The 21,182-nt window shown below is 51.2% G+C and carries 17 protein-coding genes and 1 riboswitch; of the genes, 5 read left to right on the plus strand and 12 right to left on the minus strand.

Going from position 1 to position 21,182, the window contains the following annotated elements; genetic code table 11:
• Nucleotides 1-43 precede the first annotated feature (43 nt).
• The 4 genes from KNP03_RS03870 to gatC form a co-directional block, all read right to left on the minus strand.
• Nucleotides 44-1,042 carry a diacylglycerol kinase gene (locus KNP03_RS03870; protein WP_214825561.1) on the minus strand — a complete coding sequence of 333 codons (999 nt, stop codon included), beginning with the start codon at nucleotides 1,040-1,042 and terminating at the stop codon, nucleotides 44-46.
• 63 nt (nucleotides 1,043-1,105) lie between these two features.
• Nucleotides 1,106-2,536: an Asp-tRNA(Asn)/Glu-tRNA(Gln) amidotransferase subunit GatB gene (gene gatB, locus KNP03_RS03875; protein ID WP_214825563.1), complete on the minus strand. Its 1,431-nt coding sequence runs from the start codon at nucleotides 2,534-2,536 to the stop codon at nucleotides 1,106-1,108.
• Between the two features lie 12 nt (nucleotides 2,537-2,548).
• The gene (gene gatA / locus KNP03_RS03880) at nucleotides 2,549-3,991 is read right to left on the minus strand and encodes an Asp-tRNA(Asn)/Glu-tRNA(Gln) amidotransferase subunit GatA (RefSeq protein WP_214825565.1); all 1,443 of its coding nucleotides are present in this window, start codon (nucleotides 3,989-3,991) and stop codon (nucleotides 2,549-2,551) included.
• Between the two features lie 11 nt (nucleotides 3,992-4,002).
• A complete protein-coding gene (gatC, locus tag KNP03_RS03885) occupies nucleotides 4,003-4,293 on the minus strand; it encodes an Asp-tRNA(Asn)/Glu-tRNA(Gln) amidotransferase subunit GatC (RefSeq protein ID WP_214825567.1) in 291 nt (96 codons plus the stop codon).
• Nucleotides 4,294-4,510: 217 nt separating this feature from the next.
• On the opposite strand from gatC, the gene KNP03_RS03890 reads away from it, so the two are divergent.
• Nucleotides 4,511-6,214: a methyl-accepting chemotaxis protein gene (locus KNP03_RS03890; protein ID WP_214825569.1), complete on the plus strand. Its 1,704-nt coding sequence runs from the start codon at nucleotides 4,511-4,513 to the stop codon at nucleotides 6,212-6,214.
• Between the two features lie 39 nt (nucleotides 6,215-6,253).
• Here the strand turns inward: KNP03_RS03890 and KNP03_RS03895 are convergent, their stop codons facing one another.
• From KNP03_RS03895 to KNP03_RS03905, 3 genes are all read right to left on the minus strand, one after another.
• Complete coding sequence (locus tag KNP03_RS03895) at nucleotides 6,254-7,615, minus strand: alanine/glycine:cation symporter family protein (protein WP_214825571.1); 1,362 nt, start codon at nucleotides 7,613-7,615, stop codon at nucleotides 6,254-6,256.
• A gap of 237 nt (nucleotides 7,616-7,852) precedes the next feature.
• A complete protein-coding gene (gene bcp, locus KNP03_RS03900) occupies nucleotides 7,853-8,290 on the minus strand; it encodes a thioredoxin-dependent thiol peroxidase (RefSeq protein ID WP_214825572.1) in 438 nt (145 codons plus the stop codon).
• A gap of 12 nt (nucleotides 8,291-8,302) precedes the next feature.
• Nucleotides 8,303-9,106: a nuclear transport factor 2 family protein gene (locus KNP03_RS03905; RefSeq protein ID WP_214825574.1), complete on the minus strand. Its 804-nt coding sequence runs from the start codon at nucleotides 9,104-9,106 to the stop codon at nucleotides 8,303-8,305.
• A 171-nt stretch (nucleotides 9,107-9,277) separates the two neighbouring features.
• On the opposite strand from KNP03_RS03905, the gene pruA reads away from it, so the two are divergent.
• The gene (gene pruA / locus KNP03_RS03910) at nucleotides 9,278-10,822 is read left to right on the plus strand and encodes an L-glutamate gamma-semialdehyde dehydrogenase (RefSeq protein ID WP_214825576.1); all 1,545 of its coding nucleotides are present in this window, start codon (nucleotides 9,278-9,280) and stop codon (nucleotides 10,820-10,822) included.
• A gap of 53 nt (nucleotides 10,823-10,875) precedes the next feature.
• Here the strand turns inward: pruA and KNP03_RS03915 are convergent, their stop codons facing one another.
• The 3 genes from KNP03_RS03915 to KNP03_RS03925 form a co-directional block, all read right to left on the minus strand.
• Nucleotides 10,876-11,691 (minus strand): ZIP family metal transporter, encoded by an 816-nt coding sequence (locus KNP03_RS03915; protein ID WP_214825578.1) that lies wholly within the window; start codon nucleotides 11,689-11,691, stop codon nucleotides 10,876-10,878.
• 229 nt (nucleotides 11,692-11,920) lie between these two features.
• Nucleotides 11,921-12,985, minus strand: coding sequence for a bifunctional diaminohydroxyphosphoribosylaminopyrimidine deaminase/5-amino-6-(5-phosphoribosylamino)uracil reductase RibD (gene ribD / locus KNP03_RS03920; protein ID WP_214825580.1), 1,065 nt, complete (start codon nucleotides 12,983-12,985; stop codon nucleotides 11,921-11,923).
• 155 nt (nucleotides 12,986-13,140) lie between these two features.
• Nucleotides 13,141-13,283, minus strand: a riboswitch (FMN riboswitch).
• An 80-nt stretch (nucleotides 13,284-13,363) separates the two neighbouring features.
• Nucleotides 13,364-14,176 (minus strand): undecaprenyl-diphosphate phosphatase, encoded by an 813-nt coding sequence (locus KNP03_RS03925; protein ID WP_214825582.1) that lies wholly within the window; start codon nucleotides 14,174-14,176, stop codon nucleotides 13,364-13,366.
• Nucleotides 14,177-14,628: 452 nt separating this feature from the next.
• Between KNP03_RS03925 and KNP03_RS03930 the strand changes: the two genes are divergently transcribed.
• The gene (locus tag KNP03_RS03930) at nucleotides 14,629-15,270 is read left to right on the plus strand and encodes a homing endonuclease associated repeat-containing protein (RefSeq protein WP_214825583.1); all 642 of its coding nucleotides are present in this window, start codon (nucleotides 14,629-14,631) and stop codon (nucleotides 15,268-15,270) included.
• Nucleotides 15,271-15,312: 42 nt separating this feature from the next.
• Here KNP03_RS03930 and KNP03_RS03935 read toward each other — a convergent pair whose 3' ends face one another.
• Both KNP03_RS03935 and KNP03_RS03940 read right to left on the minus strand, forming a co-directional pair.
• Nucleotides 15,313-16,995: a sensor domain-containing diguanylate cyclase gene (locus KNP03_RS03935; protein WP_214825585.1), complete on the minus strand. Its 1,683-nt coding sequence runs from the start codon at nucleotides 16,993-16,995 to the stop codon at nucleotides 15,313-15,315.
• 143 nt (nucleotides 16,996-17,138) lie between these two features.
• Nucleotides 17,139-17,969: a DegV family protein gene (locus KNP03_RS03940; RefSeq protein WP_214825587.1), complete on the minus strand. Its 831-nt coding sequence runs from the start codon at nucleotides 17,967-17,969 to the stop codon at nucleotides 17,139-17,141.
• Between the two features lie 161 nt (nucleotides 17,970-18,130).
• Here KNP03_RS03940 and KNP03_RS03945 point away from each other — a divergent pair, with 161 nt between their 5' ends.
• Nucleotides 18,131-18,829 (plus strand): ABC transporter ATP-binding protein, encoded by a 699-nt coding sequence (locus tag KNP03_RS03945; RefSeq protein WP_214825589.1) that lies wholly within the window; start codon nucleotides 18,131-18,133, stop codon nucleotides 18,827-18,829.
• A 13-nt stretch (nucleotides 18,830-18,842) separates the two neighbouring features.
• The gene (locus tag KNP03_RS03950; protein ID WP_214825591.1) at nucleotides 18,843-21,164 is read left to right on the plus strand and encodes an ABC transporter permease; all 2,322 of its coding nucleotides are present in this window, start codon (nucleotides 18,843-18,845) and stop codon (nucleotides 21,162-21,164) included.
• The last annotated feature ends 18 nt before the right edge of the window (nucleotides 21,165-21,182 follow it).

Below are 21,182 nucleotides of genomic sequence, written 5' to 3' on the forward strand. Positions count from 1 at the left end.
TCCATTACAAATAGGAATGACTGATGTCGTCATTCCTATCTTTTCACTCTGCTTTGTCGAGCGAAACATTGAACAATTGCTTGATCATCTGTTCGCGCTCATATTGGGCATTCAATTCTTCCATCTCCCGGATGCGGGCGTTCGGTGCGAGCACCGTCAAATGACGGAATAAGTTCCGCATCTCGCCGGTACACTCCCCGCCGTACTCCCCGTCGATGTTCAAGCTCATCGGTTCGGTCGTCTTCATCTTGACACGGCTCGTTTTCACATGCTCGACGAGCGGGCTCGACAAGTGCTCGCCACGGAGCAACAGTCGAACGACTTGAATGAACTCGAACAAGTTACATTTCCGCAGGACGAACAAGTCGAACAGTCCGTCGTTCAATGAAGCGTGCGGAGAAATCTTCTCAAATCCACCGACCGAGTTCGAGTTCGACGTCAGGAAGACCATAACTTCCCCTTGGAACGTCCCCTCATCGTGCTCGAGCTCGATATAGGTCGGTTTGATGAGCGGGAGCTTCTCCATCCCTTTCACGTAGTAGGCAAGCTGACCGAGCGCCGTCTTTAACTTCGACGGGACCTCGTACGAGAGCTCGGTCATGATGCCTCCTCCGGCGATGTTGATGAAATAGTGGATATCACCTTTCTCGCCTTCGATCTCACCGAGGTCGACCGGCATCTCGAAACCGTCACAAATGACGTCGAGCGCGCCGACGACACTGAGCGGGATGCGCATGGCGCGGGCAAAGTCATTCGTCGTCCCGACCGGAATGAGTCCGATCGTTGGTCGATTCTCGAGCGGTGCGAGGCCGGAGATGACTTCGTTCAACGTACCGTCGCCACCAGCGGCGACGATGAGGTCAAACTCAGCCTCCGATGCCCGTTTGGCTTCTAATGTGGCGTCACCAATTGCTTTTGTCGCATACGTCGACGTCTCATAACCCGCATCCTCAAGGCGGTTCAATATATACGGGAGTTCCCGTTTGATCACTTCTTTTCCAGATGTCGGGTTATAGATGACCCGTGCACGTTTCCGTTGCATATTGATTCTCTCCCCTATGCTCAACTCGAGCGAAAAGCGAGACACAAGTGTCTCGCCGTCTGCTTAGCGTTTTGCGATCTCTTCGTGGAACAAGCCATCGAGGAGTGCCGGGTTCGCCATCCCTTTCGTCTGTTTCATGATTTGTCCGATGATGAAGCCTTTCGCACGGTCTTTCCCGTTCTTGAAGTCTTCGATCATTTGCGGATGCGCTTCGAACAATTCAAGGATGTAACCGCGAAGCAGGTTCTCATCCGAGATTTGTGCGAGACCGTTCGCCTCGACATACGCTTTCGGCTCTGCGCCTTCTTCCATCATCGCCGTGAAGACACGTTTCGCGATTTTCGACGAAATCGTTCCTTCTGCGATCAAACGGATAAGCTCTGCGAGCGCGTCCGGCGTCAACTTCATCGTTTCGACCGTCTCACCTGACTTGTTCAAGTGTCCGAGCACTTCACCCATGAGCCAGTTCGCCGCTGCTTTCGGTTCGGCACCGGCTGCTGTCGTCGCCTCGAAGAAGTCCGAGAACTCGCGCGATGACGTGAGGGCTTTTGCGTCGTACGCTGACAATCCGTACTGACTCATATAGCGCTCACGACGGACCGCAGGCATCTCCGGAATCGTCGCACGGATGCGCTCTTTCCATGCCTCATCGATTTCAAGACGGACGAGGTCCGGTTCTGGGAAGTAACGATAGTCCGCTGCCCCTTCTTTGACACGCATGAGAATCGTCTTTTTCGCCGCTTCATCGTAACGGAGCGTCTCTTGACGCATGACGCCACCTGCGAGAAGCAATTTGCGGTGACGCGTTTCTTCATAGTCGAGCGCCTTCAAGACGTTTGAGAACGAGTTCAAGTTCTTGAGCTCCGTCTTCGTCCCGAACTTCTCCTGTCCGAATGGACGGACCGAGATGTTACAGTCACAGCGAAGTGACCCTTCCTCCATCTTGACGTCCGAGACGCCAGCGAACGAAAGGACTTCCTTCAAACGTTCGAGGTACGCGACCGCGTCTTTCGGTGAGCGCATGTCCGCTTCACTGACAATTTCGATGAGCGGTGAACCGGTCCGGTTGAAGTCGACGACCGAGTGTTTCTCGCCCGTGTGGTTCATCTTCCCTGCATCTTCTTCCAAGTGCACGCGCTCGATGCGGAATCGTTTCATCTCGCCATCGACTTCGACATCGACGTGACCGTTCGAGCCGATCGGCTTGTCAAATTGCGAGATTTGGTACGCTTTCGGCGTATCCGGATAGAAGTAGTTCTTCCGGTCGAACTTCGTATCTGTCGCAATTTCACAGTTGAGTGCCATTGCCGCCTTGATGGCGAGGTTGACCGCTTCTTCGTTCAATTTAGGCAAGACGCCCGGGTGTCCGAGACAAATCGGACACGTCTGTGTATTCGTTTCGGCACCGTAAGTGCGTGAGCAGCCACACCAAATCTTCGACTTCGTGCTCAGCTCGGCGTGCACCTCGATCCCGATGATCGTTTCAAAGTTCATCGTACGTCCTCCTTAGAGCTGTGGCATCTTGAAACCGCCGTTTGCTTGTTCAAAAGCATGGGCCACGCGGTAAAGTGTTGATTCATCAAAGTAGTTCCCGATAATTTGAAGACCGACCGGAAGTCCTTCTGAAAGACCTGCCGGGACCGAGATGGCCGGGATACCAACCAGGTTGACCGGAATCGTCATGATATCGTTCGCGTACATCGTGAGCGGATCGTCGAGCTGTTCGCCGAGTTTGAACGCTGTCGTCGGAGCTGTTGGTCCAACGATGGCATCGTACTCTTCGAACACTTTTGCGAAGTCCTGCTTCATGAGCGTACGGACTTGTTGGGCTTTCTTGTAGAACGCATCGTAGTAACCAGAGCTGAGCGCATATGTCCCGAGCATGATGCGGCGTTTGACCTCGTCCCCGAAACCTTGTTCACGAGAATACGTGAACACTTCCTCGAGCGTGTCCGCCTCGGCGCGACGTCCGTAACGGATGCCGTCGAAACGAGCCAAGTTCGATGAGGCTTCTGATGATGCGAGCAAGTAGTAAGCCGAGAGTGCGTACTTCACGGTCGGAATCGATACCGTCTCGATTGTCGCACCGAGAGACTTGAGCGTCTCAATCGCTTTTTCAATCTGTTCGCGGACACCAGGCGCGACGCCTTCTGCCATGAACTCTTCCGGGAGGGCGAACTTCATCCCCGTCAAATCTTGGTTGAGCGCTGCCGTATAATCCGGCACCTCGACCTCGGCTGACGTCGAATCCATGTCGCAATGTCCCGCAATCGTATTCAATAAGTAAGCATTGTCTTCAACGGTGCGCGTGAGCGGACCGATTTGGTCGAGTGAAGACGCGAAGGCAACAAGGCCGAAACGCGAGACGAGACCGTATGTCGGCTTCATTCCGACGACACCGCAATAAGCGGCCGGTTGACGAATCGAACCACCCGTATCCGAACCGAGGCTAAAGAGGACTTGTCCAGCTGCGACCGATGCTGCTGAACCGCCTGAAGAACCTCCTGGAACACGTGTCGGGTCCCATGGGTTACGGACCGGTTTGAACGCTGAGTTCTCGTTTGAAGAACCCATCGCGAACTCATCCATGTTGAGCTTCCCGATTGTGACGGAACCGGCGTCATGAAGACGCTCGACGACCGTCGCGTCGTGGGCCGGGACGAAGTTCTCGAGGAACGTCGAGGCACATGTCGTGCGCATCCCTTTTGTGACAATGTTGTCTTTCACGCCGATCGGCATCCCGAAGAGCGGGTTGTCTGATGATTTCGCGAGCTCATCCATGCGCTTCGCTTGCTCAAACGCATCCTCATTGAGCGTCAAAAACGCACCGATTTTGTCATCTGTCGCTTCGATCCGGTCGAACGACTCTTTGACGAGGTCCGTGACCGTGACTTCGCCTTCTTTTAATAACGTATGCAGCTTGGCTACACCGTGGTCAAATAAACTCATGTAGGGCCTCCTTACTCAAAGACCGCAGGGACACGGACTTGGCCGTTCTCCCAGTCAGGTGCCATCCGTTCAACTTCCTCACGTGGAAGCGATGGACGGACCTCGTCTTTGCGCATTACGTTTTTCAAATCTAGGGCATGGGTCGTCGGTTCGACGCCCGTTGTATCCAGCTCATCGAGTTGTTCGGCGAACTCGAGGATTTTTGTCAATTGCTCCGTGAAGTGCGTCACTTCTTCGTCCGTGATCGCAAGTCGGGCAAGTCCGGCAACGTGCCGAACCTCAGCTTCTGTGATTCGAGCCATAATTCCCACCTCCAACAGTTTTCAATACATCGTTCATTATCATACCACTTTTTTATAAGACAAAAAAGGAAATCTATTTCGTCAAAAATCGACATCTTTTTAACAAAGTAAGTAAATACAGCCCGAACATTGACCCATTTCCCAAATCCACTATTCGGTAACTCTGTCATTCTGATTATTCTTATTATAGTAGACTTTTTTCGTGAGGAGGAATCGTATGTCGATTCGGAATAAACTGATTGCCGCCTTCACCATCATGTTTTTAATTTTGCTCGGTGTAAGCGGTTTCTCGTGGTATGCATTGAACGCTTCAAAAGCGGCGCAACATGACATGACGGTGTCGTGGGTGCCGGGGATTGACCAAATCCATCAGGTGGACAAACAATTGCTGGAACTCCGCCGCCACTTGATTCGTCACTCCCTCGTCGAGGACCCGGTGACGAAACAAAACATCGAACGTGACATCCAGGCCTCTGTCTCGATCCTCGAACAACGCATGGACAGCTACGAGGCGACCATCATCGAACAGGAAGACCAGGACTTATTCGATCAGGCCAGTTCCGATTGGGCCAATTATCAGACCATTGCGACCGAATTGATTCGCATTTCAAATGAAGAAGGTGCCGAAGCAGCAGAGGCCTATATTCGGGATACGGCCGACGCGAGTGCTGACACGCTTTCCAACTCGCTCGGTCTTCTCGTCAACTTGAACCGGGGTGAGATTCAAACCGACACGGCCGCCGCAGAGCAGTTATTCGAGCGCGTCCAGATGACCTTGATCATCGTCCTTGGCGTGGCAGCTGTCTTGTCCGTCCTCATGATGCTCTTTATCTTCCGTTCGATTTTCGAACCGCTCAAAGAGTTCAAGACGAAAATGCATGAGCTTGCGACAAGTGAAGGCGATTTGACGACCGCGATTCCGGTGAAACGCCGGGATGAGTTCGCAGGGCTTGCCCGCGACTTCAACCAGTTCATCGCCAACCTCCGCCAGCTCATCTTGCAGGTGAATGACGTGACGACCGGTGTGACGCAGCAATCGACGCATATGTATGACGAATTGAAAGAACTTGATACATACATGGCGACGACGGCCTCCACAACAGAAGACTTGACGGCCGGCATGCAACAGACAGCCGCCAGTGCGCAGGAAATGAATGCTTCCGCCTCTGACATGGAACGGACGATTCACCGCATCGTGACGATGGCGGATGAACGGAAACATGAGGCAAAACGTGTCGACGAACGCGCAATCGCATTGAAGTCTCATGCGGTCGACGCTAAAGCGAATGCCCTCGGCGTCCTTCAATCGACGCGACAAAACTTAGAAAAAGCGATGCAAGACGCGAAAGCCGTCCGTGAGATCGCCACCCTCACAAACGATATTCTCGACATCGCCGCGCAGACGAACCTGTTGTCATTGAACGCTTCAATCGAAGCCGCACGTGCCGGGGAAGCCGGACGAGGTTTCGCTGTCGTCGCTGATGAGATCCGGAAACTGGCTGAGACGAGTCGCGCGACCGTCGAGCGGATCCAGGCTATCTCGACGACCGTCCTGCACTCGGTTGACCATTTGAACGGAAGCGCCGGGGAGATGTTACAGTTCCTCGATACGAACGTTTTGAAAGATTACGATCAGCTCGAGGAAGCAGCCGGGCAGTACAGCGAGGACGCGGGACGCTTCGAAACGACCGCGACGGAGTTCGCAGCGGCAGCTGGCGAACTCGAGATGTTGACGTCAAACATGATCGGTGTCATCCAAGACGTCGCCACGACCGTGAACAACGGGGCGCTCGGCACGCAGGAAATCGCTGAGAAAGTGACGATGTCTGTCGAGCGATTCAGTGAGCTGAACCGTGCGACGGAAGAATCTCAACAGAAGATGGAAGAACTCGACACGCTAATTCGTCAGTTCAGAGTTTAAAAAATAGGCCCTTCCGTATAAAAGCGGAAGGGCCTATTTTTATGCAGCCGTCTGCTGCGTTTCTTTTGTTCGTTCAAGTTCGAACCGTTTCGTCTCGGCGACGACCACACCTGATAAGAACAGGAGCCCGATCAAGTTCGGGATCGCCATGAGACCGTTGAACACATCCGAGATGGACCAAATCAAATTCAAGTTCGTCGTCATCGCACCGAGTCCGGCGACTAAGATGTACAAGACCCGATACGGGACGATGACTTTTTCCCCTAGTAAATAATAGGCTGAGCGTTCCCCATAATAGCACCAGCCGAGGACGGTCGAATACGCGAAGAAGACGAGCGAGACGGTGACGATGATCTCACCAATCGGCCCTAAGAAGTGCGCGAACGACGCTTGGGTCAAGGCGATGCCTTCGAGTCCTTCCGTATACTGTCCGCCCATGACAATCGTGAGCCCGGTGATCGAACAGACGATGAGCGTGTCGATCAATACTTGTGTCATCGAGACGAGCGCCTGCCGTCCCGGGAAGTCGGTCTTCGCTGCCGCGGCCGCGATCGGTGCAGATCCAAGTCCTGCCTCGTTAGAGAACACACCGCGCGCGACCCCGTAGCGAATCGCGGCACCTAACGCACCCCCGCCAATGGCTTCCGCACTGAACGTGCTCGAGAACATCGTCGACAAGGCACCCGGTACCAATTCAAGGTTCATGATGAGAATCACGAGCCCGCTTCCGACATATGCTAGAATCATGAACGGTACAAATACACCGACCACTTTCCCGATTGATTTGACACCGCCTAAAATGACGAATGCCGTTAACGCCATCATGACGATTCCGGTGACGAGCATCGGCACGTCAAACGAGTTGTTCAAGGCGAGACTGATCGAATTCGTCTGCACCCCGTTCCCGATCCCGAATGCGGCGACCGAGGCGAATAGGGCAAACAACATCCCGAGCCACTTTTTCTTTAGCCCGTGTTCTAAGTAATACATCGGTCCACCGGCAATCTCGCCTCGTTCATCGACGACCCGGTACTTCACGGCCAAAATGGCCTCGGCGTATTTCGTCGCCATCCCGACGAAGCCGGATAACCACATCCACACGACGGCTCCCGGTCCGCCAAGGACGATCGCAGTCGCGACCCCGACCATGTTCCCTGTCCCAACCGTTGCCGCCAAAGCGGTCATGAGTGCCTGGAAGTGGGAGATGTCTCCACGTTGCCGTTTCTGCTCTTTCTCTTGTTTTGGAATAAATGCTTCTTTCAACCCGACCCCAAGTCGCGTCACCTGTATAAATCCAAGACGAATCGTCAAGAAGATTCCGGTCCCGACGAGTAAGATCAGTAAATGTGGCCCCCATACGAGATTGGATAAACTCGACAGCCAACTTTCAATTTGATTCACGTTGTTGCTCTCCTCCTGTATCTGATTTGAGCGCTCCTCTATTATTTTTCAGAACATTCACAAATGAGTCAAGGTGAGGCATGGTGAAGAAACGTTATTCTAATGTCATCTATTTGTAACAAAAGTACTTCATCCCCAGTATCATAGGCTTTAAAATTACTTTGTTGAAATATGATTGTAAAATAAGAATTTACAAAAACACCGATTTCTCTACGAAACCGGTGCCTTCAATCAGATTTAGTTAGACAATGCTTCGACGACTTCCTCCACATGTCCGTTCACTTTAACGTTGCGCCATTCCCGGACGATTTCGCCTTCTTCGTTGATCAGGAAAGTCGATCGGACGATGCCGTAATACTCTTTCCCGTAATTTTTCTTCAACTGCCAGACACCATACAACTCTGACACTTCATGCTCCTCATCGACGAGCAAATCAAACGGCAAGTCGTTCTCAGCGATAAAGTTTTGATGTTTCTTTTGACTGTCCGCAGAAATCCCGATGACGACCGCCCCTTTCATCTTCGGCATCGCATCACGGAAGTCACAAGCCTCAGTCGTACAACCCGGTGTCGAATCTCTCGGATAAAAATATAGAACGACGTGTTGACCCCGGTAATCCTCTAGGGAGATGTTCTCTCCCGATTGGTTCGGTAATGTGAATGTTGGTGCGCGCATACTGTCTCCTCCTTAACCAAAGGACGGTTCAACGAGTTCCTCGTCATATCCGTCAATCGCTTGTTCTAATTTTAATTTCAACGGATCCAGCGCCTCCAGGTAGGCTACCGGATCTTCAATCGACGCTGCATCGCGAAGCGCCTGTTCATTTTGTATATACCACGCCTCGTACGCTTCGAAATATCCTTCCATCGTTTCTTGATTCTCTTCGACAGTAAGGGTTTCCGCCAGCAGCAGGAAGACGTTATTGTCCGCCTCCAGCGCGATATAGTCTGTCTGGGCGTTGACGCGGTCATAAATCGGTCCCGCTTCCTCCTCCGGCACCTCGGCAAGCCGCGCGTTCGCTTCCGCGTTCACGCCGTACTCGCTCGCCTCGATTCCAACGAGCATCTCCCCGACTTCGGCAATGATTCGTTTCGGCAGGGCGGCCGGTGTCACGACGAGCTTCCATCCGTCTTCTTGTTTGACGGCGACTTTCGATAACCGGTTTGGCAGCGGATTACCGTCCTCATCGACCATCTCATGTACGAGGAAGGCCACATCTTCTTCCTCATTGACCCAGCTCTCGAAAATGTCACCCGGCGACAGTTCCCGGGTGACGGCACCCGTTGCCGGAATATCGGTCCGTTCCCCGTCATAATCGAGTGCCGCCAACGACTCGGCGTCCCCTTTTTCAAGTGCTTCCTGATACGCCGCATATACTTCCTCCACAGACTCAGGCAGCGGTGCCTTCACCTCTTCGGGCGAGGTCTCTTCAGCGTTCCCGCAAGCGCCGAGCGTGAAGACGAGCAGGAACGGAATGAGCCACTTTTTCATGAAGTTCTTCCTTTCTTCAACCATGTTCTCTCTCATCCTACCACGACTCGTTTTTTCACTCCAACGGCACGTGGTTTTGGAAAATTGTTTCACTAGGATTTCGCCCATAATTTCGATACAATACAGACGTAAGCGCTTTAACGCTCAACATCACTTAAAGGGGGAACGAGAATGATTCCATACAAACACGAACCATTCACAGACTTTACAAACAAAGAGAACGCCGCGGCGATTCAAGCGGCAATCGAGAAAGTGAACGGTGAGCTCGGGAAGGACTATCCGCTCGTAATCGGTGGGGAAAAAGTTACGACGGATGAGAAAATCACGTCTTATAACCCGGCAAACAAAGAAGAAGTGATCGGTCGCGTCTCAAAAGCGAACCAAGAACTCGCAGAACGTGCGATGCAAGAAGCACTCACTGCATTTGACACGTGGCGCCATGTCGATCCGGCAGTACGTGCGGACGTCTTGTTCAAAGCGGCGAACATTGTCCGTAAACGTAAGCACGAGTTCTCGGCTTATCTCGTCAAAGAGGCTGGTAAGCCATGGAACGAAGCAGATGCGGATACGGCAGAAGCAATCGACTTCATGGAGTACTATGCACGTCAAATGCTCGAACTTAAACCTGGTAAGAAAGTCGAGAGCCGTCCGGGCGAATACAACCGTTATGACTACATCCCACTCGGGGTCGGGATCGTCATCAGCCCATGGAACTTCCCGTTCGCGATCATGGCAGGGACTGCAGTCGCGGCAATCGTTGCCGGTAACACGATTCTCTTGAAACCAGCTTCGACGACACCGATCGTCGCTGCAAAATTCGTCGAAGTGATGGAAGAAGCAGGTCTTCCAAAAGGCGTCCTCAACTTCATCCCGGGACCAGGCGCAGAAGTCGGTGACTACCTCGTCGACCACCCGAAGACACGCTTCATCAGCTTCACAGGATCGCGTGATGTGGGCTTGCGCATCAACGAACGTGCTTCGAAGTTGAACGAAGGTCAAATCTGGCTCAAACGCGTCATCGCAGAGATGGGCGGAAAAGATACGATCGTCGTCGACGAATCAGCGGATCTCGAACTCGCTGCACAATCAATCGTCAAATCAGCTTTCGGTTTCTCTGGTCAGAAATGTTCAGCTTGTTCACGCGCCGTCATCGTCGACAGCGTGTATGATACAGTGCTCGACCGTGTCGTCGAACTCACGAACGACCTCACTGTCGGGAACACGGAGAAGAATGAACACTTCATGGGTCCGGTCATCGATGCAGCGGCCTTCAAGAAAATCACATCGTACTTCGATGTCGCAAAAGAAGAAGGACGCATCGTCGCAGGTGGGAAAGCTGATGATTCTACAGGCTACTTCGTCGAGCCGACTGTTGTCGCAGACGTTGACCCGAAAGCGCGTCTCATGCAAGAAGAGATCTTCGGACCAGTCGTCGCCTTCACAAAAGCGAAAGACTTCAAAGAAGCGATCGACATCGCGAACAACACAGAGTACGGCTTGACTGGCGCGGTGCTCACACGTGACCGCATGAACCAAGAATATGCTCGTCAAAACTTCCACGTCGGTAACCTTTACTTCAACCGTGGTTGCACAGGTGCCATCGTTGGCTACCAGCCGTTCGGAGGATTCAACATGTCAGGAACGGATTCAAAAGCAGGTGGTCCGGATTACATCCAACTCCACATGCAAGCGAAGACAACTTCAGAGACATTCTAAGTCCAAGCAGGAAAGCCCGGCTCGCATGAGTCGGGCTTTTCTTGTTGAGTCGTTCATCCGAGCGCCACATCCAAAATCATCATGATGGTGAACCCGAGCATCAGGCAAAGGGAAGCCAAGTCTTTATGACCGTTCTCTTGTGAGCCCGGGATGACTTCCTCCGCGACCACGAATACCATCGCCCCCGCCGCAAAGCTAAGAGCAAACGGCAACAACGGCTCCATCACGAGGACCGCCAAGACACCGCCGACCGCAGCTATCGGCTCAACCATCCCCGATAGCTGACCGTAGAAAAAGCTTTTACGGCGAGATAATCCATCCCGACGAAGCGGAAGCGAGACCGCCGCTCCTTCTGGAAAGTTTTGAATCCCAATCCCGATGGAAAGGGCAATCGCCCCTGTAATCGAAGCGGACGGAAATCCGGAGGCGACTGCTCCGAAAGCCACCCCGATCGCCAATCCTTCCGGTATGTTGTGTAACGTGATCGCCAAGACGAGCAACGTACTTCGCTTCCGTCGTTGCGGATGAATTCCTTCCGCCTCCATCATGGAGGCATTTGGATGCAAATGAGGGAGCAACTTATCGACACCTGACAAAAACGCGCCCCCTAATAGAAAGCCGACGGTCGCCGGTAACCAGGCCGGCAACGGATCCTGTTCGGCCATCTCGATGGCCGGAGCCAATAGCGACCAATAACTCGCGGCAATCATGACACCACCTGCAAACCCGAGCATGCCGTCCATCAGCCGTTGATTCATCGTCTTCGTCATGAATACGACAGCTGCCCCAAGCGCAGTCAATCCCCATGTAAACAGTGTCCCGAGTAGCGCCTGAACGACAGGGTTCTGTTCAGCGATCCACTCCACCATCGCGCTCCTCTCCTTCCACCGAATCATCCATCGCTATTCCTTTCCCGTTCTTTAACGAGACATAATCCCTATTCCGTTAAATCAAAAAAGGAGAGCGAATCCGCTCTCCCGTAATGCATCGGAATGATTTATACCGTTCGCAATAAATTTGCCATTTCAATTGCTGACGTCGCCGGCTCACCTAACCTTTTTTTCACCATTCCGACTTTTTCGAGCATCCTCGTGAACATCAAACGCGCCCCTTTCGTAAAACGAGTTTGATGTCAGGTCCAACGATTTCGGTTGATTGCACATCAAACCGCTCAATCGCCTGAATCGGTCCATCATGATGCGAGCGATAAACGCTCTGCTTTCCACCAAATACCCGTGGTGATTGATAGACCCACCACTCGTCCACATACCCACCATCGAGTAAAGAGGTGACGAGCGTCGGACCCGCTTCGACGAGCAATCGGCCGACCCCGTTCGCATAAAGCTGTTCAAGTACTTGCCCCAGCGAGGAGTACTCATGAATGTGAACCCCGGTGGAGGCCATATGCGCCAGACGTTCTTGATCGTCTGACGTCGTGAACACATGTACCGGAATGGCGTCTGCCGTTCGAACAAGTTTGCTCGATAAAGGCAAGCGCAGGTCACGGTCAAGGACAATCCGCTGCGGTTGAGGTGCTGGTCGTTCGAGGCGTGCCGTGAGATCCGGGTCATCTGCGAGCACAGTCCCAATCCCGGTTAAAATCGCATCGACGGACGAGCGGAGTTCATGTACGTCACGACGGGCTTCAGGGCTTGTCACCCATTTGCTTTCACCCGAGTCCAACGCCACTTTTCCGTCGAGACTGGTCGCAGTTTTTAAGATGACGTAAGGACGCTTCGTCTCGATCGATCGTAAAAATGCCGGATTCAACGCACGCGCCTCTTCTTCCAGCAAACCGACGTGAACATCGACGCCCGATCCCTTCAACTTTCTGATTCCTTTTCCTGCAACCAGCGGATTCGGGTCTTCCATCGCTACGACAACACGCTTAATCCCGGCTTCGATAATCAGATCGACGCAAGGCGGTGTTTTTCCGTAATGCGAGCAAGGTTCAAGCGTCACATAGAGTGTCGCTCCGTATGCGGACGCACCGGCCATACGAATGGCGTGTACTTCAGCGTGCGCCTCGCCCGCCTTCAGATGGGCACCGAGACCGACCACTCGACCGTCTTTTACGAGCACTGCCCCAACAAGAGGATTGATACCGGTCTGACCGTCCCCGGTCCTAGCCAACTGAATGGCTTGTTGCATGTACTGTTCCATCGTTCTCCCTCCTTTTTTGCACAAACAAAAGACCCTAAGAAATCGTTTCCTTAGGGTCTTGGTGGGAGGGTTTCGTCGTTTTCGGTCACCCCAAATAAACGTTTTTCATACAGAAAAGCGTACGACGAAGCACAGGTCACGCGGACCTGTTTTTATGTTTCCTTCTCCCATCCAGACTATACTGTCGGCTCTAGAATCTCACTAGATCCACCGTTCGCACACGTGCGCCCGGGTCACGGACTGAGGGCAATGGCCCATCACCGTCGGTTGGGAATTGCACCCGACCCCGAAGGAATATTTGTTTGTACGCCCTCACTTTATCTCAATTCCTCTGTTTTGACAAAACAAAAAGCGCCACTCCAAAGAGTGACGCCCGCGTTATGCGAGAAATAACACGACGAGCAGCCCGACAATCCAGCAATAGAAAGAGAAGTATTTCAACTCGCCTTTTGCCATGATGTGTTGGAACCATTTCAAGGAGATCGCCGTCAATAAATATGAGGCGATGAACGCCAAGATGAGCGGACCGAACAAGTCTCTCGTCTCCGGATTCGTGAAGAGTTCCGGTCCATCCAAAAGCATCGTCCCGACACTGATTGGAATGAAGAGGAAGAAGGAGAAACGAAGCGCTGACTCCTGTTTGATTCCGAGGAGCATCGCCATCACGATCGTTGCCCCTGAACGACTGATTCCCGGGATGAGCGCGACCGCCTGGGCTAAACCGATCAGCACCGCGTCACGCAGCGTGATACTCCCATCTCCTTTGTTCCCCCGCATGTTTCGAATGAACCACAAGGCGAGCCCCGTGATGATGAGCGTATATCCGACGGTCGCAACCCCGCCTAACGCTTCTTCGATCCAATCTCCAAATACGACACCGAGTACACCGGCTGGTACAGTCGCCACGAGCAACAACCCGATGAATTTCACATCGACCATCGTCTCGTCTGTGCGGTCTTTCTTAAATAAGAACGTCCATAGGCTGACGATGAGACGGACGACATCTTTTCGATAGACGGTCAACACCGCGAGAAGTGATGCGAAGTTGACGAACACTTCAAATGATAAACCAGGTAAATCGATGTTAAATAATTCTTGGAAAATAACAAGATGTCCGCTTGACGAAATCGGAATCGGTTCAGTAAATCCTTGAATCAATCCGAGTAACGTATAAAATAACCAAATGGTCATGATCAATTGTCCTCTTTTCTTTTTCACTCAATGCGATTATTTTAGCAGAACGACGGTTTCATTGACCAGTCGTTAAAAATTTTTTGTATAATTTCAATTCTTTGATTGATTAGTCTGAAAATTAAATTTATTATAGAGAGGTACTCATCTGGAGCGAAGGCGATGACCCCATTTCTCCAGTTGGGTACTTTTTTGAAAAAATATTACAATTATGTGTGTATAAAACTTTTTGTTTACATTTCAGTCCAAATTCGATTTAATTTGTAATAGAGTTGTTACCATCTTTTAAAATACATTTTTGTGACTTTTGACCTACCACTTTGTTGGAAGATGTCCAAAAAACTTCAAAAATACGTTAATAAATCTAAAAAACAATCCGATAGTATGATTGTAGAAGCATTTTAGTCACCATTGTCGGTTCGAAATTGAGTCCACGGAAGGAGGAACCATCATTGAGTCAATCGCTATCCACTAAGTCGCATCACTTGTCTACCGAACAACAACGGATGATCCACTGCATCCGCCTTCTCGGGGATTTGTTGAAAGAGCGACCACGCCGATCTGTCTATCGCCGTTTCGCGATGGAACAAAATTGGCCATCTCCGGAGTCCATCATTCGTCAGTTCGGGTCATGGGCTGAAGCCCTCGCCATCGCAGGTTATGAATGGCATGGAGAATCTACTGTCGAAGTGCCGGACAAAATGCCAAAATACACACGTGAGGATATTATCGAGACGCTCGCGCTTTATTCGCGCGATATGGGATCGATTATCACGTTGAAGAAGTACCAGGAATGGCGGAAGCTTCATCCGAAGGCACCGAGCCATTATCACATCGTCAAGACGTTCGGTTCGTGGCATGATGCCTGTGCCGAAGCTGGTCTTGAAGCCAGTGTGACGTATTCGAAGTCTGAACTTTCAACTGCGCTACGCGAGGCCATTCACGAAATGGGCTTCTCTCTTTCATTCGAAGCGTACCGGGAATGGGCAAAACGCAACAATAAACCCTCTACAAAAGCCATCTTACATCGTTACGGCTCTTGGTCAGCCGCCGTTCACGCGGTTGAATCTGAAATTTTTGATTTGAACTCATAACTTTTTATAGTAAAAGGAGAATCCGACTCGGATTCTCCTTTTTTATCTTGTCGTTTCGGACGACAAGTCCCGGTAATGAGCCACCCGGTCACGCCCCTTGAACTTGGCTCCGACGTACATCGCTCGGTCTGCGTTTCGCAGAATCGTGTCGAGTTCTTCGAATTCATGAATGGTCTCGATTCCGATACTTGCCGTCACGTGGACCGGCTTTGTCTCCGTCCCGAAATCATGTTTCTTCAAGCCGGATCGAATTTTTTCCCCGACCAGAATCGCTGCGGCCTCATCCATTCTTGGAAAGACGAACACGAACTCCTCGCCGCCGTAACGGGTCACTAAGTCACTCGCGCGGACATTTCGTTGAAACAGGTTGCTCGCCTCAATCAACACCTCATCCCCAAACGCATGACCGTATGTATCATTGATTGTTTTAAAATGGTCGAGGTCGATCAAAAAGAGTGACAGTGGATAAGAGGACGGATCGCCCAATCGCTCCTTCGTCCAACGACGCAGCGCCCGTTGATTATGCAGGCTCGTAAGCGGGTCCGTCAAACTTTCATGTTGGAGCCGCTTCCGTTCATCGATCCGCTCGATCGACCAAGAGAATGTCTTGAGCAGTCGATGGATCTCAATCGCGATTGGCGTTTCATAAGCACCGTTCGCTGTTGTCGAGATCATACAGCTGACGCTCGTTTCGGCACTCCAAACCGGTTGGATGACCAGTGCGGAATGATGCAACTCTGACTGGTGGAGCTGAAGCTCCGGATGCCATTCATGCAACGAGTCATAGACGAAGCATGGTTCACTCTCGTCGTGATATCGTTCAATTGTGTACGCATCCTGGACCGGTCCAATGACTCGCCCTGCCAAATCATAAAATACCCGTTCCCCGCCCCGGTTCACCTGGAGCCAGCCACGTTCAACTTCGACGATTTCCCGCAATCCGTTCCAAAATTTTTCAATCAGCAACTGTTCGCTGTCGACACGATACAGCTGCTCTTTCAACCGCTCGATTTGATCGACTTTCGAGTTGGTCTCTTCGGTCTCTGTCGCTTTGGACAACGTCATCTTAAGAAGTGACAACACGAAGAATGTGATGGTCACTCCCACATATCCGAACAAATGGTACGATTCGATGGCAAGCATCGTGAACAACAGCTCGACGGAGACGACGAGCCAATCAAAGCGAAGAAGCCGCCACATAATCGGAAGTGGGATCCGCTCACCTACCATGAAGTAAGACAAGGAGAAGCTGAGACCGAGGACGACGAACAGAACACCCAGGAACGCCAGCAACGCGCCTCCTTGCTGCATCAAATGAACCGGTACCCCAATATCGCCCCCCATTCGAAGATAGGCAAGCCCTGGGAGAAGAACGAGCAACGACTCAATGACCGTATTGAGCGGATAAAAATGCAGAAAACGCCGGCGACCGACTCTTCGATTGAACGCGCGTGCCTGAAACGTCAATAGGAGCAACTGTCCCATCAGGAGTGCCGGTGCGAGACCGTATAAGAAAAACGTCATGAACACGAACATCTCATGAAACGTAAAATGGAGATGCCGCCGCTTGAGCGGATTCATGACGAACAGCGCGCCAAGTGTATAGATGAACCAAAACAGCGGCCATTCAAATGAATCGAGGTGCGTCCCCGTCATATACGTGACGCCGATGAAGACGAGCGACCACGATAGCCAGCTACGAATCAAATATTTTCGAAATCGCATCGTCTTCCCTCCTTTTCGCCCATTTTTTCTAGTATGAACGTTTACTCCACAACATTCCAGCAAATGTTTGAAAGTTTAGACAATGAAAAATTCAAATAATTACCAAAAGAAAAAGCGACGTCATTTGACCTCGCCCTGTCCATTCATCTTGCCTTTAAATACGAAATCCCAATCGACCCTGATCCCGTATGTGCACCTAATAGGGGGGCGAGTGTGTCGACTCGAATCGGGATGGTCTCTCCGAGCTTCCGTTTCCATTCCTCAGCGAGTTCCGGGACGTTTCCATGGAAAATGGAGAGTTCCTTACATTCCCCTTTTTCGATGGCAGTACGAATGACCTCGAACAAGTGAGCCTGTGCTTTTTTATACGTGCGAACCGTCTGATACGGGACAATCAATCCCTCTTCGAATCGAAGTACGGGCTTGATTTGGAGCATGTTTCCAATGAGCGCTTTCGATTTAGAGATGCGCCCCCCTTTTTGCATCTGGGTCAAGTTTTGAATCGTCAACTCGATTCGGACATCCTCGACCCGTTCGTTCATGTAGGACTTGACCGCCTCCAGCTCGTCCCCGCGCTCCACACGTTCAATCAACTCTTCGAGCATGAGTCCCATCGTGTAAATCCCGGCCTTCGAATCGAAGGCGACCAGGTCAAACTCGGCGATATCCGCCCCTTGTACCGATGCCGAATAGGTCCCGCTCAAATTCGATGACAAGTGAATCGCGATACCCATGTCGTATGTCTGCTTCAATTCTTCATATAACGTAACGAAGTCTCCAATGGCTGGTTGACTCGTCGAGACGCGCTCTCCCGCATCGATCCATTCGTATACGGTCTCCGCATCGACTTCGATTCCGTCTTTATAAGGCTGATCCCCTTTGACCACATAGAGCGGAACAATATAAAGGTCCGGATGATTCTGAATAGCGTCGGGAAGAACAACCGTACTATCCGTAATATAAGCAATCTTCATAAAATAATTCTCCTCAAAAAAAGTTTATTAGTACCTGGTATTATTATTTTATCACAGTTGTAACCGTTTCACTAATTTTTCAAAACAACTCGAAGCCCTTTGCCCATTCATAGATTGAAAGGGGTACACTATAAGTAACGAGCAAAGGAGGCGTTTAGTGCATGATTCAAATCGAGCACGTCAATAAAGTGTACAAAACAGGCGACGTCGAAACGGCTGCCTTGAAAGACATTAACTTGACGATCCAGGACGGGGCGTTCGTCGTCATTCTTGGACCGAGCGGTAGCGGAAAAAGTACGTTATTGAATGTGATCAGCGGACTCGACACCGTGACGTCAGGTAAAATCACGTTTGATGACACCGTGCTGACCGATCTCTCACCGGAACAGATGACGACATTCCGGCGCGAACACCTTGGCTTCATCTTCCAACAATACAATTTGCTCCAAAACTTGACGGTTCACGAGAATGTCCAGATCGGCGCCGATCTGACGAAGGACCCACTCCCCATCGACGAATTACTTGAACAAGTCGGACTTTCCACATCGCACGATAAATATCCTTATCAACTATCCGGTGGTGAACAGCAACGAGTGTCCGTCGCTCGAAGTCTTGCCAAAAATCCGGCCATCGTCTTCTGTGACGAGCCGACCGGATCACTCGATGAGGACAATTCGAAAAAAGTACTCGAACTGCTCGAGCGATTGAACGAGGCGTACCACAAGACGGTCGTTGTGATTACCCATAACACCGGCATTAGCGAAATGGCAGACGACGTCATTAAAATGAATTCCGGACGCATCGTCGAGTTGACGCATAACGAGACCCGCATCGCGGCACGCGATATTCCTTGGGGATAAAGGAGGTGACGGCATGCTCTATAAAAACGTATTGAAGACACTCAGTAAAAAATGGATGCAGCTCCTCGCCATCGCCGTCATTATCGTCATGAGTTCACTCACCTATACGATGATGTTTTACGGCATCAGCGGCATCGAGGTACCGACAGAGGAATACCTTGATGAATCGAACCAAGAAGACTTCGCCGTCGAGATGTTGAACCGGGTCACCGAAGAAGAACTCAAAGATCCGGAACTCGCCGCACTCGCGGCTTCTGGTATTTTCACTCTTGATGCCATCAAACAAGCGGACATGGCGACCTTCGAGCGTTTGATCAACCAACGGATCGATGCCGTATCGGATCAAATGCCGGAGGCGACACTCGAACTTCGCGAGTTTAAATCCGTCACCTATTCATTCGATGAAGCGGAGCATCGCGGACTCATCTTAAAAGAGGCGGATTCAATCAACACATCTTATCTGGAAAACGGGAAACGCCCGACCGCGGATGACGAAATCGCGATCAATAAAAAATATGCTGAAGAAAATGGAATCGCCATCGGTGATACGATCGATCTCGGATCTCCCTTCACAGTGAGCGGTTTCGTCTTATTCCCTGACTACACACTCCCTTTATTCGATGACAATCTGTTCAACCTCGATCCGGGGATTCAAACCTTACTCTTGATGACGGATGATGCGTTTGAAAAGACGAATGCTCCTGAGTCGTTCCGTCTGTCCGGTACGACGAACGAGACAGTGAACACCGATATCGATTTACCGTTCGTCGTTTCGGTTATGGAGACCGAGAACATCATTCGGAGCGGGGCGATTTATAGTGAGATTTCTTCCGGAAAAGTGATGGCGCTCGGACTGAGCTTATTCATCGTTTCCATCGCAGTCATCATCGTCGCCATCCTGATTTCAAACATGCTCGAGGCCGAACGTGGACAAATCGGATTATTGAAGGCAATCGGATACAGCCGTCGGCAAATCGCCGCACCGTATTTGCTTTTGATCCTGGTCTTCTCGCTGTTCATGCTCGTCATCGGTTATTTCCTCGGACTCTATTTCGCAGATCCATTGAAAAATCTTTATCTCGACTTTTATTTATTGCCATCCATCACAATTGCCCAAAGTCCGCTCGTCTTCCTGACGGCAGTATTCGCCCCGCTCTTCTTTTTCGCGCTCGTCGCCGGGGCAGTCATCTATAAGATTATGGGAGAAAGTGCACTCACCCTCCTCTCCCCTCGCGACAATGTTTCGCTTAACCGTTTGAGTCGCCTCGTCAGCCGGATGTTGAAGCGCGCGAGCGGGAAGACCAAATTCAAATATCTATACGCCGTAAAAAGCACCGGCAGCTTCCTCATCTTCTTCCTCGGTATATTGTTCTCAACCCTCCTCATCATCTTCGCACTCATGATGAACGGTGCGGTCGATCGGATGACGGTCGGTGGTTTGAACGATGCCGATTACGAATATGAAGCGTATACGAACGGGGCACCTGTATTAAAGGATGGGCAAGAGCCGTTCCTGACGTATCCGTTCGCTTTCGTCGAGGATAAACTCATCACCTTAAAAGGTCTCAGTGATGACAACACGCTCTATCCGCTTCGCGACGAGGACGGAAACGAACTGACACTTGAAGACGACGGCATCATCATCTCGATGCCACTGGCTATGAAACTCGGACTTGAGACAGGGCAAGACATTGACGTCGACCTTGACGGGGAAACGCTGACGTACCCGATTATCGGAATCGTGAATGAATTCTCCGGTGACTTCGGCTACTTGCCGCTTTCCACGCTGAGCGAACAATTGACAAACGGCGCCACAAGTGACTTTTTCAACGGAATTTATTCGACCGCACGACCCGATGAAGCGGACTACCCGACTATCGTTTCACGCGAAGGACTGATCGAGCAGTCGAAGTCAATCAATGAATATATGAGCTTCATGATGAACGTCCTGATCGGCGGAGCATCCCTCATCGCCTTCAGCATCCTGTTCGTCTTGACCGCACTCACCGTCGAGAAGAACTATTACGTCATTTCACTCTTGAAAGTAATCGGCTACAGTAAACGGGAAGTGCGTTCGATGATTTTAAATAGCTACTTCATGTACGCGCTCGCATCGGCGCTGATCAGCATTCCGCTGGCGCTTCTGACACTGCGCATCATCATCGTCGTCTTTGCTGAGGACTACGGTCTGGTCTTACCGCTCGAATTCGAATGGATTTATGTCGTCTACACACTCGGCGCCGTCGCTGTGCTCTTCTTCACGAGCACGTTCGTCAGCCGCCGGAAGATTGACCAAATCCCACTCCAGGAAGTATTGAAGACGTATCAAGAATAATTTGTCCGAAAATAGGGC

It is taken from the genome of Exiguobacterium algae (assembly GCF_018617875.1).
In the GTDB taxonomy this organism is placed as follows: Bacteria; Bacillota; Bacilli; order Exiguobacteriales; family Exiguobacteriaceae; genus Exiguobacterium; species Exiguobacterium algae.

Coding starts and splice junctions, on each gene's coding strand:
- KNP03_RS03870 (WP_214825561.1), bottom strand. CDS start 1,042: ATGCAACGGAAACGTGCACGGGTCATCTATAACCCGACATCTGGAAAA.
- gatB (WP_214825563.1), bottom strand. CDS start 2,536: ATGAACTTTGAAACGATCATCGGGATCGAGGTGCACGCCGAGCTGAGC.
- gatA (WP_214825565.1), bottom strand. CDS start 3,991: ATGAGTTTATTTGACCACGGTGTAGCCAAGCTGCATACGTTATTAAAA.
- gatC (WP_214825567.1), bottom strand. CDS start 4,293: ATGGCTCGAATCACAGAAGCTGAGGTTCGGCACGTTGCCGGACTTGCC.
- KNP03_RS03890 (WP_214825569.1), top strand. CDS start 4,511: ATGTCGATTCGGAATAAACTGATTGCCGCCTTCACCATCATGTTTTTA.
- bcp (WP_214825572.1), bottom strand. CDS start 8,290: ATGCGCGCACCAACATTCACATTACCGAACCAATCGGGAGAGAACATC.
- KNP03_RS03905 (WP_214825574.1), bottom strand. CDS start 9,106: ATGAAAAAGTGGCTCATTCCGTTCCTGCTCGTCTTCACGCTCGGCGCT.
- pruA (WP_214825576.1), top strand. CDS start 9,278: ATGATTCCATACAAACACGAACCATTCACAGACTTTACAAACAAAGAG.
- KNP03_RS03915 (WP_214825578.1), bottom strand. CDS start 11,691: ATGGTGGAGTGGATCGCTGAACAGAACCCTGTCGTTCAGGCGCTACTC.
- ribD (WP_214825580.1), bottom strand. CDS start 12,985: ATGGAACAGTACATGCAACAAGCCATTCAGTTGGCTAGGACCGGGGAC.
- KNP03_RS03925 (WP_214825582.1), bottom strand. CDS start 14,176: ATGACCATTTGGTTATTTTATACGTTACTCGGATTGATTCAAGGATTT.
- KNP03_RS03935 (WP_214825585.1), bottom strand. CDS start 16,995: ATGCGATTTCGAAAATATTTGATTCGTAGCTGGCTATCGTGGTCGCTC.
- KNP03_RS03940 (WP_214825587.1), bottom strand. CDS start 17,969: ATGAAGATTGCTTATATTACGGATAGTACGGTTGTTCTTCCCGACGCT.
- KNP03_RS03945 (WP_214825589.1), top strand. CDS start 18,131: ATGATTCAAATCGAGCACGTCAATAAAGTGTACAAAACAGGCGACGTC.
- KNP03_RS03950 (WP_214825591.1), top strand. CDS start 18,843: ATGCTCTATAAAAACGTATTGAAGACACTCAGTAAAAAATGGATGCAG.